Here is a 16,530-nt window from a genome sequence, read left to right on the forward strand (position 1 = left end):
TATGCTAAGTGCAACATAATAAATAATGAGAAATGACAACATGACATTTGATGAAATTATTCAGTCGGAGCATTTACAGCAAGCGCAAACACAAATGACGTTTCCTGCAAGTTGGTGTCAAGGCCGCACTGCGTTTGGCGGATTGTCTGCGGCAATCGCGGTGCAAAGCATGAAGCATCAACTGACAGAGCCTCGTCGACTGCTCTCTGTGAGCGTAAATTTTGTCGGACCACTGCTAGAAGGCGCACCATTTACCGTTGCAACAACCATTTTGCGTAGCGGCAAAAATGCAACCCAAATGCAAACTCAACTGATCCAGTCAGGCGAAGTTTGTCTTATTGCTATCGGGTGCTTTGGCAAGGATAGAGAATCTGCTATCCAAGTTGCAAATGCGGATAGCCCTACTCTTTCAGATGTCAATCCAAAGGCTGTTCTTCCATATCAAGAAGATGTGATGCCTGCATTTTTCCAACATGTCGCGCTCAATGCTCAGCAAGGCGCTTTGCCATTTTCCGGCGCACCATCTTCAAATCTGGGTGGCTGGATGCGATTTAAAGCACAAACTACATCGGTAAACGAACTACATACACTGGCACTTGCTGACTCATGGCCGCCAACGTTACTCCAGATGTGTAAAGCACCAAGCCCCGCCAGCAGTATGTCTTGGTACATAGAATTTTTGTGTGATATTTCACTCGACTCAGAGTCTTGGCTTGGCTTTGAAGCCGTGACTCACCATAGCCAAAATGGTTATGGTATTGAAGATGCAAAAATTTGGTCACAAAATGGCAAGCTGCTCGCCCTAAGTCGCCAAACCGTCGCGGTATTTGATTAACATTGATAAATTTGGGCGCATCAAGCAAACTAGCATAAAAGGAAATCAACGGATTTTTATGTGATTACAGCTTGCCCTGAATGCGATACGCTTGTTGAAATAGACGCTATCGAGTCCCAAAAGCGTGCGGTGTGCCCAAACTGTCGGTGCGTGTTGTGTCATGTACAAGGACACCAAAACCAATTAGTACAAGCCTTCAGCTTTTCTGCGTTACTATTTTTATTCGCAAGCTTATTTCCAGACTTTATCTCCTACACACAACACGGTATCACTCAAGTTGTAAGCCTCTGGCAAGCACTCATATTGTTAGCTGAGCATTACAGCTATTTTCTCGCTGGATTATTTGCCTTCACTATTTTAGTCATGCCTGTTGCCGTGTGCTCATTGCTACTGCTTGCACACACCGAGTATTGGCAAATCATCAATGCGCACAATGCTCGGCATTTAGCAAAATTACTCTCAGCACTAAAACCGCTTAATCTCACCGATATATTTTTAGTAGCCGTGCTCGTAAGCGCTTTTAAATTAATGTCTTTCGCTGAATTGGAAATGGGCCTTGGATTTTGGGCCTATATTTTGTTCGTTTTGTGTTTTATTGAAGCCCTCTCACTTTTTGATCACGAGTATATGTGGCGTAATCAGACTCAATGTAATCGTCACTTGGCCGAACCAAAGAATTTATCTACCACGCTAAAACGTTGCAAGGTTTGTGGCTTTTTAGGTGAAGGCGAAAAGTGCCAGCGTTGCTACGCCAAACTAAAATACCGCAAATCTCAATCAACGCAAAAAAGCTTAGCTTGGATGCTCACCAGCGTCGTGCTACTTGTACCTGCTAATTTTCTGCCCATCATGGATACCATCAGTCTTGGGCTTCATACTCCTGCAACGATTTTTTCCGGCGTTCAAGTGCTTTGGGAAGCTGGCTCTTATCCCGTAGCAACACTTATTTTTCTCGCAAGTATATGTATTCCTATCGCAAAAGCGTTACTATTGAGTTACTTACTAATACGAGTTAAGAAGCCCAAAGACCCAATCACAGCAACAAAAGTGTACCGCTTGCTCGAATTTATTGGTCGCTGGTCAATGATAGATGTGTTTGTGGTGATAATCTTAGTGTCTTTGGTACAACTTGGTACGGTGCTAAATGTCGAGCCGGAAATTGGTATCGTGTTTTTTACTTTGATGGTGCTTTGCCAAATTGCAGCCGTTAATAGTTTTGATCCGAGATTATTGTGGGATAAAAATAGTCAATGACTACTCAAGCCGATATAGAAGACAAACCAAAATTTTCAGTGATTTGGATTATTCCAATTATCGCGTTGCTCATCACAGGCTGGATGTTATATCAACATCAGGCAAATAAAGGCCACACTATTTTTATAAAAATGACTGACGCAGATGGCATTATTGCAGGCAAAACTGAGGTGAGAGTAAAAAGCGTTAAGGTCGGGTTAGTCGAGTCATTAAAGCTTGAGTTAGCGCAAAATGCAGTGATTGCGAAAGTTAGGATTTTACAGCCCTATCGTGATTTATTAGCTGAAGATTCATCGTTTTGGGTAGTTAAACCTCGAATTGACGAATCCGGAATATCAGGCATGAATACACTACTCTCTGGAGTGTATATAGAGCTATCCCCCGGTGAAGCGAAAGCACGTTCGAGCATATTCACCTTAATGGATGAACCTGCATTAATCGGCTCAGAAGTGCAAGGAAAACGCTATCAACTCGTGGCTTCAGATGCTGAAGTGTTAGACGTTGGCTCCAGTATATTTTTCCGCAACTATAAAGTGGGTCAGGTTGAGTCTGCGCACTTTAGTGTCGAAAGCTTAAAAATGGAATATGGTATTTTCATCTATTCGCCATACGATACCCTTATCACCGACAACGCTATTTTCTGGATTAGTTCCGGCATTGATTTTAAACTATCAACGGAAGGCGTTGAAGTGTCGACAGGATCTCTTGCCAAAATGGTTAAAGGCGGAATTTCTGTAGACTATCCACCAACCATGCCAAGTGGCAAAGAAGCACTCGAAAATAAAACCTTCGCCTTGCACAAAAATTTCGCAATGGCCTTAGAGCAACGCTTTGATCACTTCGATTATTATCTTATTGAGTTTGAGCAATCAATTCGAGGACTTCGAGCTGGTGCACCAATCGAATACCGCGGGATGCGGATTGGCACAATAGAGCAGGTACCAGCGACTGGTGTTAGCGATGATAGACCTTTATACTTTCAACAAAATAACACCTCTGTGCCTGTATTGGTTAAAATTGAGTACGGACGCATTTACGAAGATGCGCAACTTGCTCAAACATATTGGTCAGAAAACATAGACAAATGGATTAGTAACGGCCTTAGGGCGTCACTAAAAAGTGGCAATTTATTAACAGGTGCGGTATATATAGAGTTAGACTTTTATCCAAGTGCAGAAGTCGTTAGTTCAAACAAAACGACTATTTACCCGGTATTACCCAGCGTTCCGAGCGGTATTACAGCACTTTCTGAACAGGTCACAAGCTTACTGAACAAGTTAAATGGGTTACCTCTTGAAACAACTGTTAAGGAACTAGAAGGCGCCCTTCAGCAACACAGGTTACTAGCAATGGAAATGAATCAACTCGTAGAGTCTATCAATAACAACAAGATAACAGACAAGGTTGGCGGCAATTTAACGAACTTAAAAGATACATTAAGCCAGCTCACATCAAGCTTAAAGCAATTTGAACAAACTATGACGCAGTACCAAAAAGGCTCAGGTGTCATGGATCAACTTAGTAATACCCTTGAGGAGCTTGAAAGCCTGTCCAATCGCTTAAAGCCTATTTCTAAAGGGCTGAATGAGCAGCCGAATATGCTTATTTTTAATAAAGAAAGTGGCGCGGATCCGCTCCCAAGGAAAAAATAAATGAAGACTGGCTCTGTGATATTTTTGCTTCTATTTTGTTTAACAGGATGTATAACTAATCCATCCCAACCGGTTAGTTATTATCAGTTAGAAGCAAATAATGTCGCAGGCGAAAAGCAAGTTGAGCTCAATCGTGTACTACTGATTGATAAAGTGCAGTTAATCGAACTGTTTGATCAACAAGCCTTGGTGCAATTTCAGCGAGACAATAGAGTAAACATCGCTAATTTCCATTTTTGGGCCCAACCTCCCGCCGATATGTTGACATGGAACTTAGTAAACGCACTAAATGGAACCAACAAAGCTACTGCAATTAAAAGCGATAAATTTTATCACAATGCGCAAGAGCACCAACGCCTCGTTGTAGAAATTAATGAGTTTGCAGGGCACTTTGAAAAAGGTGCTGTGATGAGCGGGACTTGGTATCTTTATCAATACACAAAAGGGAGCTATCAACTAACTCAAGTGCAACCATTCCAATTTGAAACAGCTCTTGATCAGGATGGCTTTAGCGCTCTGGTTGCGGCACATCAGAGAAACTTTACTCAACTAACGACACAAATAAGTCAACAATTATAATTGACAATCAAACACCACCACAGGTGTTAAATCGTTATCAATTATTATTTTACCAATACGACTAAATCCCACTTTGTTAAGCAGGCTTATGCTAGCTGCATTACTTTCTAGCGTGATAGCGCTCAGCTTAGGGTGGTTCCCTTCTGATTTAACATATTGCATTAGCAATTTGGCAGCCTCGGAAGCATAACCCTTCCCTGTAAAATCATCTAAAAACGCGTAACCTAAGTCTGGAATATTAAAAAAAGGTCTTTGATATAAGCCACATACTCCGATGCTCGTATTGCTACTAAGTTCAACAACAACGTAAGGCGCTGGCGTACCGATTTGATAAGGAATTAGGTAAGCTTGCTCGATATGCTCCTCAGCTTGCTTTTGTGTTTTTATGCCTCTATCCCGAATGTTATCGATAAAACTTTTTTGATTCAAAAGCCTGAGTAAAAACCCCGCATCATTTAAATTTGCCTTTCTTAAAAAGATCTTTTCTCCCGTCACAATCACCATCTAGTCTCCGAAAATACTGTAATTAATTTCCGTTTATACTTTAGCATTTGCAAAAGCTAATAAAAAAGCTGGGAAACGAATTTTCCCAGCTTTTAATCATCACTGAAATACCGACTGATTATTGTTGGAATTTCACGTTTTTATACATCTGTTCAACTGAATCCAGCTTAGTTTGCTTCGGTAGATCTGCAAACGGTTCAGCTTGGAACTTGGCGCCACGTAATTGAATATTTAATCTAGCAGCATCGGTGTTCATTACAGTTTGCTGATAGTACGCTTTAATATCTTCTAATGTGACCGCTTCAACTGCAGCAATTAGCTTAGCTTCGGAGTCAAACGCCATATTTTCTTTGAACCAATCGCCCAATAACGGTTGTAGTTCTTCAGAAAGATTTTTTGGCTCTTCGGTTAATGAGACTAACACTGCATTTTTTAACTGCTCGAACGTTGCCTGATCTAACGCTGCTAAGTCTTTAGCATATTCATCTTTATACGCGTCAAAGCGAGCTTGCATACTCTTAGCATCTTTTACCGGTGTTTGAATATAGAAGCCTAGCGCTGAATATTCGTCAATAGCAACGCTGGTTGCACCAACCGCATACGCTAACTGCTCTTCGGTTCTCAGACGTTCAAATGCCGCTGTTCTTAAGTGCCCTTGAAGCACCATCGCCGCCGCCTTTTGTGCATAACCTTTGACTGGGTGCACTGCAAAATCGATTACGGCAACATCAGCAACGTCAATGTCTTGCTGCCATACGATTGTCTGCTTTTGCTCTGGCTGCCAATATTTAGCTCGCGCGTACTTGGTCACTTTTTGGCGTTTAGGCAACGCATTATCAAGCGTCTCTTTTACTGTTTGCAAGTCCGTTTTATCGTAGTTGCCATAAGCAAAAACGCGAACTTGGTTATTCGTTAAAATTTGATTTTGCACTTTATCTAGATCGGCCAAAGTCAAAGACTTAGCTGCTGATATCAATGCAGAATCATCATAGCTTCCTGAACGGATAAGTTTTTGATATACACCAAAAGCTTGTCTGAATGGGAATTCTTTTTCTTGGTTTTTAATGCCACGCACGTAACGATCAACAGCCTGGTCAAATGCTCGTTTATTCGTTTCTACACGAACACCTGAGAGCGCATCTTTTAGCAATAATGCTTGTTTATCAGTAAAACCTGAAATATCTAGCATTACCCCATTTGCTGGGGTCAAGCCAAGGTGCATACCAGCGATACTCGCTTCCGTCATCAGTTTTGCTTTATCCAGCCGGTATAGATCGGCCCAAATCGACAGTGCAACCTCAGTTTTGATGTCTTTTAATGCACTTGGGTTATTCAAGTAGATTTTCAGACTGCCTTTAGGCTGCTGGTAGAAGCGCTCACTCGCGGCATGCCAAACCGTTACCCCATCAGTATCAATAACCTTCTGAACGCCCTTTTTCGCATCATCCGCAGATGTTTTCAGTGCGAAGTTTTCAGGTAGCAAGGTATTTACACTAGGAAGTGCTAAATCGAAATTTGCCTCTTCTTTCCATTTATCAAAATCGCTACGCTTTAAGTCTACGATCTGATATTCACCATCATAGAAGTGCAGTTTTGCGTCGGTAGGCTCACCTTTACTGATATACCATACCCGCATTTGCTCAGGTGTAAGTTGCTTCAAGACAGCCTTAACTGCATCAGCATCAAACTGCGCGTAGTAGTAGCTTGCATTGATAGCATGGTTCATTGGGTAATGCTGCATGCTATCTGCAAGGTTACTAACGTAACCAAACTCATCGCCTTTTTCTAAAAACCTAAATTGATTATTTAGCGACGTTTGGATTTCCTTGAAGTAACGGCTATCGACTCCTTTATCACGGATCATATCGATATAATCCAGTACTGTACCTGTGATTAACTCACGTTGCTTTAGGCCTTCATCGGTTAGCTGAATATCAATCTGCAACGTCCCGTAGTTGCCATAACTATTTGGAGTCGCGAATGCACTTAACGATGAGATTAAACCTTTATCTTTTAGAACTTGAGCGGGGCTACCCGCCATTTCATTACTTAGCAGATAAGTAATGAAATAGTTCGGCTTAACCGCAAACGCATTGGCGTTGTTCTTGATAGTAAAATCAAGCTGTAGAGTCTTTACGTCTTCATTCGGTTTATAATGGACCAACTTTTGTCCAACATTATCGAAGTTAAGCGATTGCTTGACCTGTGGCTTCTCTATGTTCTTATTCTTAATTGTCGTAAAGTGCTTTTTCGCTTTTACCACCATCTGCTCAATCGGCTCATTAGAAATCATGGCTAACTTCATGATATTCGCAGAGTAGTACTTATCATAGAAAGCAACAGTCTCTTGATGTAGCTTGCTTCCTTCTTTATCCCCTAACGTTTCTAGATTACCTATAAGGAAACGGTTAGCAGGATGTTCTCCCATCATGTTTCGTGCAAGTTTAAATTGACCAAAAAAGTCCATTTCACGACGCATAGACCACTCAGCATTCACTGCATTTTTTTCTTTTTCCGTGTACTCAGGGTAGAGCTTTGGAGATTTAAAGAAATCGGAGAACCTGTCTAACGCCTCGTCATAGGCATCGTTGTTCACTTTGAACATATAATTGGTAATATCCAACCAAGTGTAAGCATTGTGTGCCCCACCGTTTTTGGTCATGAACTCAGAATAACCTTTGCTGTCTGGATACTTTTCTGTGCCAAGGAACAACATATGTTCAAGATAATGCGCCATGCCCTGCTGTGACATCGGATCGTGTAGTAGACCAACGCCAACACTCAGCGCGGCCGCTGATTTCGATACAGATGGATCTGATACCAAAATAACTTCAATGCCATTTTCTAAGGTTAACGTTTGATATTGCCTATCATCATTAGGACTTACAACCAGTTGCTCTGAAAGAAGATTCTCAGTCGTGCCTGAATGATTAAGTGAAGAAGTTGTACCACATCCAGTCAAAACTGCTAAGGTAAGTGTGCTAATTGCGAATAGCTTTTTCATAAAACAATCCATTATTGTGATAATTACTTTTTGGAACCAGACTATCATCGTCATTCAACTAAGCTTTTGCAATATAGAAATTTTTTGTTTTGTAACACTTCGTAAACTGAGGAGCCTATGCCAACATCCACTTATTTACTGCTCGCCGCACTATTTTTACAAACTCTGCTGACCTTAGTCATCATGGTCATTATGGGTAAACGTCGATTTAAAGCGGCACGAGAAAAACAGATCCAGTTTGATCAGTTCAAAACCATGGCGCTCGACAATGCGCCTGAAAAAGTTATTCTGGCTTCCCGAAACTTTACCAATCAGTTCGAAATTCCCATGTTGTTTTTTGTTGTTTCTCTCGCCGCACTCGCAATGAAACTTGTCACCTTGTGGTTCAGCATTTTCGCCTTACTGTTTGTAATTAGCCGTATTGCACATGCCTATGTTCATATCGGCAGTAATCATATTAGAACGCGTTTTCGCCTCTACCTTGCTGGATGTGCGTTCATTGTGTTGCAGTGGATCATATTACTTTTAACACTTATATAACTAAAAACGATAAAAATGCCATCCGTTTTAACTAATTGTTCTTTAATCTCTGAGTCAATTTGTTAGCATGGCGATGGCAAAAAGAACAACAGGGGCACATAGATGAAACAGGATAATGATATCTGCGATTTTGGACTTCATGCTGGAGAACCGTACTCCACGCTGCCAGCTAGCTTTTTAAACTGGATGATAGAAACAGACCATGCAAAATGTGAGTTAGCAAAGTTTGAACTGGACAGAAGAGTATCTGCGGTGGCACAAAACGCCAGAAAATATAGCAATTTTGAGTGTTAGCACTATTAAAATAATTATAATGATCTAGAATACGCGCATAATTTATCAAATAGCTTCTAAATTATGCGCAACTTACTTATTCTTTCAACGGCTTTGCTATTATCAGCATGCCATTTTTCCTCTCCTAAGCAGTCGCAACAAGCAGAATACCTAACCGTATTACACACCAACGATAATCATGGTCGTTTTTGGCAAAATGAAAAAGGTGAATATGGTATGGCTGCCAGAAAAACCTTAATTGACCAATTAAAGAGCGATGCCGAAAAAGCAGGACATGCCGTTATATTGCTTTCTGGAGGCGATATAAACACCGGTGTACCAGAATCTGATTTACAGTTTGCCGAACCTGATTTTAAGGGAATGAGTAAACTCGGTTACGATGCCATGGCAATTGGTAACCATGAATTTGATAACACTCGAGATGTACTAGCCAAACAAATTGAGTGGGCAAGCTTCCCAGTACTGTCAGCAAATATTCTTGATAATACAAATCAAATGCCAGCATACGAGCCTTACACAATTATTGAACGTGCAGGATTGACCATTGCTGTCCTTGGGCTTACGACAATTGATACTGTTAAAATTGCCAATCCAAAACATGTTCATGGCCTTACTTTTATTGAGCCTTTAACAGCCACAGAAAACTGGGTTCCTAAGATCAAAGCCAAATATCACCCAGATGTTATGATTGCTGTCACACATATGGGCCATTATCACGGTGCTAATCATGGTATCAATGCGCCCGGTGATGTAACACTTGCGCGCCGACTTCCTAAAGGTATGCTTGATTTGATAGTCGGTGGACATTCTCAAGAACCTGTCTGTGTCGACGACAATGGTAACGAGGATACGTCATTCGCTCCTGGCAAAACATGTAAACCAGATAATCAAAATGGTGTTTGGATTATGCAAGCACATGAGTGGGGTAAGTATGTGGGTAAAGCCGTATTTAGAATTGATGGTGATACAAAAACCTTGATTAGCTATAACTTAATCCCTGTAAACTTAAAAGATAAAGCTGGCTCTGTGATTGGTGAAACGATTCAAGAAGATCCGCAAATGCTTGCTTTTTTGAAGCCTTTTCAAGAAAAAGGACAAGCGCAAATTGCTGGTGCAGTAGGATACGTTGATAGTTTTTTAGATGGTCGTCGCAGTACAGTGAGATTTAAGCAAAGCAACCTCGCAGATCTTATCATTAATGCGCAAATGGCAGCTGTCGAAGCTGACTTTGGCATTATCAGCGGCGGCGGGATCCGAGATAGCATAGAACAAGGTGATGTCAGCTACAAAGATGTACTGAAAGTTCACCCTTTTAAAAATCGTATTACTTACATAGACTGGAAGGCCAGAGATCTTATTAATTACTTAAACATTGTTGCTAAATTCCCGCCTGACTCTGGTGCTTACTTACAGTTCCACCATATTAAGTTTGATATCAAGAATGATAAGGTAACCAATATTAGCATTGCGGGCGAGCCATTAACCAACGATAAGACCTATCGTATGAGTGTGAATAGCTATAATGCATCTGGTGGTGATGGCTATCCAAAGATTAATCATCTTCCTGAATATACTGCTACAGATCTAACTGATGCACAGGTTCTAAAAGATTACTTCCAAAAGAATAGTCCAATAAAAGCTATCGATTTATAGAAAGACAATCCAGTAAAGCGGTGTGACTCACCGCTTTACTGACACCTGCTCTATTTACCAATAATATCAACATCAGACTTTTTCACTCCGCTCAGTCCATAACTATGTAATTTGGAACGAGACCCTTCTCCGTGTGCTTTTGGCGGATAAAACAGCACCTTTTTTTCTGGGAATGCGTCTAATACTTCGTCTAGTGCAGCTCTAATTTCACTTAGTGTTTTTTCTAAACTATTGGTGAAGTTTGGCCGTTTTCTTATAGTATGACCAAGCTCAACTAAACGATAAAAGTATTTATCCGCGAGATCCAATAACTCTTTTGGCATCTCTTTGTTTTGGTTGAGAATAGTGTCAGGGTTTACCTCGCAAAACTCAACAAGTGCCAAATAAAAGCATAATGGTTTATTGGCTAATTGAACACTGACTAATTTGTTTCTATTCGTTGTTACTGTTTTTGAGTACAAATCAATAACAAGCTTAAATTCCGGCAACTTCTCTAGTGTTTGATTTGAACTTACTTTTGCATCAATACCTTTTCTTCTCACCCAGTTGAACACCGCAACGCCGATAAGCGCCATAATCAGAGGGAAAATATAGGTAAATTTCGGTTTGGAGTCGTCTAATGACACCGCTACATAGAAATTTCTGTGTGGCGCAGACAATGTTAGCACTTCACTTTTTTCACCTTCACCTGCCCCAGACGTATTAATGTCAAGAACAGTTAAACGGGCACCTTGAGCGCCTAGCGCAGCATTGAGTGAGTTTATATATTCTCTTAACTCAGTTTCATTACCTGCATAATGTAGAAAAGGATCTGCGACAGGTAAACGATTCATATCAATAGCAACGCGAAGCGCAACCGCTTCTTTTTGTTGCTTCAAAACCCGCTTAGTTTCAATACTTTGAGAAATGTAGAAAATGCCGCTAAACAATAACGCCAAAGCAATAAAAACGGATATATTGCGCTGGCTAACGTCCATCTGCTTCTCCGATAAAGCCATAAGGTGAGGCTTCACATTGCCAGTATCGATCTACCTTATCAAAGTAACTCGATGTTCTTAATTGAGCGACTTGGTTAATAATTCCCTGCATTGCACAAGCTAGATCAGTGTTATTGTTGTTCATCTTTAAATACCATTTACTGCCGCTAACATTATTTGCAATTGGCGTAATGTAATTCTTCGAAAACCGCAACTCGTCTTCTTCGGACCAATAGGAGGCAATAATATCAACTTCACCAGCAGCTAGACGATCGCGGAGCGCTTGATGCGAGCTTAAATAGGTAATATCGAGCGCATTAATATCGATATCTAACTCTTTAAACGCACTTTTTGGTAATATGTGACCAGAGCGACTTGTTGGATAGTCTAGTAAGCCTATTTTTTTATCTAAGAAATAAGATTTAGATAATTTGGGTTTTTCTGTGTTTGAGATAAAAAAGGCGGAATAAGCCGGGTACCCTATAACAGGCTTATAACTATGCGTTGATTCAGCCATCAAAGCCGACATGATATTGTCTTTTGTTAAAATAAGATCGGCAATTCCCTTAGCTAAAAACTCTATTTGCTCAGCGAGACTTCCTCCCCAATACACTTTCACCTGCCCATATTGTCTAGTGACCACTTCATCTTCACACGCTCTAACTAAAACGTCTAACGCGAGACTTTTAATCGGAACATGTATTTTTAAAGTGTTGATATTGGACACTGAACGCGTTTTGCAAGTATTTGAGTACTGGACAACGGGATCAAGAATAAGAGGCTTTGCCGATATTAATCGAGCCCCTAAAATCCAGCACAATAATGCGCTTATAAACAACAAAGATACAATTGTTGATTTACTAGTCAAAATGTTACTATGTATCACTAATCGAAATAACCTATCCTTTCTTGACCGCTATTAGATCAATTTTCTTTACTCATTGCAATAGGTAATTTTACTAATAAATCATAACGCCATGAATTTATTACTTTATTGACAGGAAATTATGAATCTTATTGAGTCCTTTTATTTTGTTGAAAAATACGGACAATTGGCCTCACTTTTCGGTTGGGAAGATTGTTCCCTTTTCTACAAGAGATACAAATGTTACGTAAAAGCTTGTCATTACTTTTCGCTGTAGGGATGACTATAACGACGTCAAGTGCACATGCCTGGGGTCAAAATGGTCATAGGATCATTGGCGAATTGGCGGAGGCGCATTTAACTGATCAGACTCGCGTTGCGATTCAACCGTTATTAGAAGGTGATTCTCTGGCTGAGATTTCAACTTGGGCAGATGAGATGCGTTCGGATCCAAGCACATTTTGGCGTAAACAATCTTCAAAGTGGCATTACATCAATATCGACAACCCAAAGGCAATGCACGAGCATGTTCATGCCGATTTGAATGACAAAGAAAAAGTAAAACACATCCTAGACGGTATCTACTACTCCATCAATACACTGAAGTCAGAATCTAAGTCAATCGATGAAAAGCGTTTTGCATTTCGTTTCCTAGTTCACCTAGTAGGTGACAGCCACCAACCATTTCACGCAGGTCGCGGTAAAGACCGTGGTGGTAACATGATTAAAGTAAAGTTTTTTGGCAGTGATTCAAACTTACACAGCACTTGGGACACCAAATTAATCGAAAATGAAAATCTTTCATTTACAGAATTCACACGTTTTATTCAAACCACAAATAATGAAATAATTGCTGAATACTTAGATAGCTCGCCAGCAGATTGGTTGCTTGAGTCAAATAATATTGCTGAAAAAGTTTATAACAGCAATGAAACTGAAATAAGTTACGGTTACATTTATAAATATATGCCAACAGTTAAATTTAGGCTGCAACAAGGTGGCATTAGATTAGCCGGCCTATTAAACCAAATTTTCGATAAGGACTCGCAGCCATTAAAAGAAGCATTAAAAAAGACTTCTAATACTGCGAATATAAAATAACTTTAGTAAGTTCTGAAATATACGGGAAACAACAAAATGAATACTCTTTTACGCAAAACTTCGCTGTCTCTTGCTATTGCAGCAAGTTTAGCTGCAAGCGGCTTTGCACACGCAAACGACACAGCTTCTAGCTTAAAAGGTCAAGTAGTAGGTCCTATGGGTAATCCTGCTGCTGGTACAAAAATAACAATTATTCATACCCCTTCAGGCTCCGTAAAAACAGCCACAGTGAATGAAAGCGGTGTATTCTCTGCAAAAGGCCTTCGCGTTGGTGGCCCATACCAAATTATAATTGACTCTGATAAATTTGAAGATACTAGAGTTGATGATGTTTATTTATCTTTAGGTAAAACATACCCAGTTTCAGTTCAACTGCAATCACTACAAGACATTGAGCAAATAGTGGTAACTGGCCGTCCTTTAACTGCACAGTCTGGTGGAACAGGCCCCGCATCTCACTTTTCTCTGGCTGAATTACAAAATAAGCCTGCAATTAACCGCGATTTGAAAGATATTGTACGTACTGACCCTCGAATCTACGTAGACGAAAGCAGTTCAGGCGCTATTTTATGTGCGGGAGGTAACCCTCGGTTCAACAGCTTAACTGTTGATGGTATGCGAATGAACGATAACTTTGGCTTAAATAGCAATGGTTACCCAACTGAGCGGATGCCTTTTTCTTTTGATTCTATTGATCAAGTTGCTGTAGAACTTGCCCCATTCGATGTTCAATACGGTGGCTTTACTTCGTGTAACATCAATGCCGTAACAAAATCAGGTACAAACACATTAACGGGCGGTCTATTTTTTGACTATACCAGTGATTCGCTATCTGGTGATAAAATTGATGGTCAAAAGCAAAATATCGGCGATTATGACGAGAAACGCTACGGTTTTAACGTTGGCCTACCGCTGATTAAAGACTCTCTGTTCCTATTTACCAGCTATGAAAAGTTGGAAGGATCAGAGATCTTCGAATACACACCATTTGCAAATGGAAAAATCAGTCAGGCGAGCATTGACCGTATTACTGCAATAACACAAGAAAAATATGGTTATGATGCAGGCGGTATGATCCCAAGTATGCCTGTAGAAGATGAAAAACTATTAGTAAAACTAGACTGGAACATCAACGACGATCATCGTGCAAGCTTCGTATATAACTATAACGATGGCTTTTCTTTGTCTCAATCTGATTCTGGTTCTGACAGGCTATCTTTATCGAACCACTTCTATGAACGTGGCGCAGAGCTCAACTCTTTTGTTACTTCAATCTATTCGGATTGGAGCGATGTGTTTTCGACCGAAGTCCGTATTGGTTATTCAGAGCTTGATAACAGTCAATTATCACTAGATCAAGCATCTGGTTTTGGTGAGTTTCAAGTAAATGTTGATGATGTCACTGTTTACTTAGGTCCGGACGACTCTCGTCAAGCAAACAAATTAAAGTACGATAACCTTTCTCTGAAACTTGCAGGTACCTATTACCTTGATGAGCATGAGCTATATTTTGGATATGAACGTGAAGAACTCGACGTATTCAATATGTTCGTGCAACACAACGAAGGTGAATATCGCTTTAGCAGCATTGAAGATCTCAGTAATGGCATTGCGCGCGTTTACTATGGCAATGCTTCATCACATAATCCTGAAGATGCAGCTGGTGAATTTAAGTACGCACTAAATACGTTGTACTTCCAAGATAAGTTCGACTTTATCGATTACGATATGACCATCACGGCAGGCGTTCGTTATGACTGGTATACCAGTGATGACGTACCAGCATATAATCCAAACTTTGAACAGCGCTTTGGCTTTTCAAACCAACAAAATCTGGATGGCGTTGACCTATTACAACCGCGTTTAGGTGTTAACTGGACTTATAATGACCAGCTAGAATTGCGTGGTGGTATAGGCCTTTACTCTGGTGGTAACCCAAATGTATGGATCTCAAACAGCTATTCAAACGATGGTATTCGTAACATCCAAACAGACAAGAAAAACCTTCAGTTGCTAGGCCCAAATGCAATTGCGTTCGTTGGCGACGGTAAAGCTGGTTTCGATATTCCTAAAGAATTATACGATACTATCTCTGCGGGTGGAGCTGATGATAGTACTAACGTAACTGACCCTGATTTTGAAATTCCTTCAGAGTGGAAGCTTTCACTAGGTGCAACTTATGTTACTGAATCTGATTATGTATTCAGTGTTGACTACTTATATACAGATAAACAAGATTCAGCAGTTATCAAGAATATCACATTGGCATCTGATGAAACTGCACCCGATGGCCGTCCAATTTACAACGATAATCTTCATTCTCGCGAATCAGACTTAATGCTAACCAATGTGTCCGGTGATGATGGTTATAGCCACGTTCTATCTTTTGGCATGAACAAGTCATTTGATAATGGTATAGATTTAGCGCTTTCTTATGCATACACCGTTGCAAAAGATGTGCATCCAATGGGTAGCTCTGTCGCGTTTTCGAACTATCACAGAATAGCAACTGCGGATCCGCAAAACCCAGAAGTCGCGACTTCAGATTACGAAGTACCACATCGCGCAACAATGTCTCTATCGTATAAAACTGAACTATTTGATGGCTTAGAAACTCGCTTTAGCCTATTCGGACAGGCAAGTATGACAAACCCTTATTCATACACGTTTGATAACACGGGTATGTTTGGTTACGCTGACGAAAAACGCGACTTGTTGTACGTCCCAAGTGAAGGTGATCAACGAGTGGTCTTCGGTGAAGATTTCGATAAATCTGCGTTTGACTCTTGGGTTAATCGTGAGGGCCTTTCACGCGGTCAAATTCAAGACCGTAACTCGCAAGACGGCGAGTGGTTTGTTACTTTCGATTTAAAAGTTGAACAAGAGTTTGGCGGTTTTGCTGATGGACATAAAGGTTCTGCATTCTTCGTAATAAAGAATGTTGGCAATCTACTTAACGATGACTGGGGCACTTTAGAGCGTGGTACCTCAATGCAAAACGCAGTGACAGCATCTATCAATGACAACGGTCAATATGTGTTTGAGAAGTTCAACAACCCTTCAGGCACTGACTTTGAAATTAAACCATCGTTATATGAAATCCGTTTTGGCGTTAAATATAACTTCTAGATGATAAGTCTTGGTTGAATTTATCACTTTTACGACACGGCTACCTTCTATAGAAGCTAGCCGTGCTACGTCGTAAACCAGCAGATGATTGTGCTTTATAAATTAATCAACATAGTTAGAGAACAGGAGTACTAGATGCTGTT

13 protein-coding genes are annotated in these 16,530 nt (G+C 40.5%); 9 read left to right on the forward strand and 4 right to left on the reverse strand.

Going from position 1 to position 16,530, the window contains the following annotated elements; genetic code table 11:
• The first annotated feature begins 40 nt into the window (after positions 1–40).
• The 4 genes from GSF13_RS00945 to GSF13_RS00960 are packed head-to-tail and all read left to right on the forward strand — an operon-like array spanning position 41 to position 4,320.
• Entirely contained in the window at positions 41–835 is a 795-nt protein-coding gene (locus tag GSF13_RS00945; protein ID WP_174169264.1) for a thioesterase family protein, read from the forward strand.
• Between the two features lie 60 nt (positions 836–895).
• The gene (locus tag GSF13_RS00950) at positions 896–2,089 is read left to right on the forward strand and encodes a PqiA/YebS family transporter subunit (protein WP_010605351.1); all 1,194 of its coding nucleotides are present in this window, start codon (positions 896–898) and stop codon (positions 2,087–2,089) included.
• Positions 2,086–3,741: an intermembrane transport protein PqiB gene (pqiB, locus tag GSF13_RS00955; protein WP_211865675.1), complete on the forward strand. Its 1,656-nt coding sequence runs from the start codon at positions 2,086–2,088 to the stop codon at positions 3,739–3,741. Before GSF13_RS00950 ends, pqiB begins: the two co-directional genes overlap by 4 nt.
• Positions 3,742–4,320 (forward strand): ABC-type transport auxiliary lipoprotein family protein, encoded by a 579-nt coding sequence (locus tag GSF13_RS00960; RefSeq protein ID WP_211865676.1) that lies wholly within the window; start codon positions 3,742–3,744, stop codon positions 4,318–4,320. It abuts the gene before it with no gap.
• On the opposite strand, the gene GSF13_RS00965 is transcribed toward GSF13_RS00960, so the two are convergent.
• On the reverse strand, positions 4,315–4,824 hold the full coding sequence (locus tag GSF13_RS00965; protein WP_102058002.1) for a GNAT family N-acetyltransferase: 510 nt from the start codon (positions 4,822–4,824) through the stop codon (positions 4,315–4,317). The genes GSF13_RS00960 and GSF13_RS00965 overlap by 6 nt on opposite strands.
• 118 nt (positions 4,825–4,942) lie before the next feature.
• On the reverse strand, positions 4,943–7,828 hold the full coding sequence (locus GSF13_RS00970; RefSeq protein WP_174169268.1) for an insulinase family protein: 2,886 nt from the start codon (positions 7,826–7,828) through the stop codon (positions 4,943–4,945).
• Positions 7,829–7,945: 117 nt separating this feature from the next.
• Here GSF13_RS00970 and GSF13_RS00975 point away from each other — a divergent pair, with 117 nt between their 5' ends.
• The 3 genes from GSF13_RS00975 to ushA all read left to right on the forward strand — a co-directional run bounded on the left by GSF13_RS00975 (position 7,946) and on the right by ushA (position 10,315).
• On the forward strand, positions 7,946–8,368 hold the full coding sequence (locus GSF13_RS00975) for an MAPEG family protein (RefSeq protein WP_211865679.1): 423 nt from the start codon (positions 7,946–7,948) through the stop codon (positions 8,366–8,368).
• 102 nt (positions 8,369–8,470) lie between these two features.
• Positions 8,471–8,662 carry a hypothetical protein gene (locus GSF13_RS00980; protein ID WP_010605345.1) on the forward strand — a complete coding sequence of 64 codons (192 nt, stop codon included), beginning with the start codon at positions 8,471–8,473 and terminating at the stop codon, positions 8,660–8,662.
• Between the two features lie 63 nt (positions 8,663–8,725).
• Positions 8,726–10,315, forward strand: a complete 1,590-nt coding sequence (gene ushA, locus GSF13_RS00985) for a bifunctional UDP-sugar hydrolase/5'-nucleotidase UshA (protein WP_211865681.1) — start codon at positions 8,726–8,728, stop codon at positions 10,313–10,315.
• A gap of 50 nt (positions 10,316–10,365) precedes the next feature.
• Here ushA and GSF13_RS00990 read toward each other — a convergent pair whose 3' ends face one another.
• Both GSF13_RS00990 and GSF13_RS00995 read right to left on the reverse strand, forming a co-directional pair.
• A complete protein-coding gene (locus tag GSF13_RS00990; protein WP_102058000.1) occupies positions 10,366–11,292 on the reverse strand; it encodes a hypothetical protein in 927 nt (308 codons plus the stop codon).
• Positions 11,282–12,019, reverse strand: a complete 738-nt coding sequence (locus GSF13_RS00995; protein ID WP_010605342.1) for a PhnD/SsuA/transferrin family substrate-binding protein — start codon at positions 12,017–12,019, stop codon at positions 11,282–11,284. The genes GSF13_RS00990 and GSF13_RS00995 overlap by 11 nt, the downstream gene beginning before the upstream one ends.
• A 378-nt stretch (positions 12,020–12,397) precedes the next feature.
• On the opposite strand from GSF13_RS00995, the gene GSF13_RS01000 reads away from it, so the two are divergent.
• Both GSF13_RS01000 and GSF13_RS01005 read left to right on the forward strand, forming a co-directional pair.
• Positions 12,398–13,258, forward strand: a complete 861-nt coding sequence (locus GSF13_RS01000; protein ID WP_010605341.1) for a S1/P1 nuclease — start codon at positions 12,398–12,400, stop codon at positions 13,256–13,258.
• A 36-nt stretch (positions 13,259–13,294) separates the two neighbouring features.
• The gene (locus GSF13_RS01005; protein WP_010605340.1) at positions 13,295–16,387 is read left to right on the forward strand and encodes a TonB-dependent receptor; all 3,093 of its coding nucleotides are present in this window, start codon (positions 13,295–13,297) and stop codon (positions 16,385–16,387) included.
• Positions 16,388–16,530: the final 143 nt, after the last annotated feature.

The organism is Pseudoalteromonas sp. M8, assembly GCF_018141365.1.
Taxonomy (GTDB): domain Bacteria; phylum Pseudomonadota; class Gammaproteobacteria; order Enterobacterales; family Alteromonadaceae; genus Pseudoalteromonas.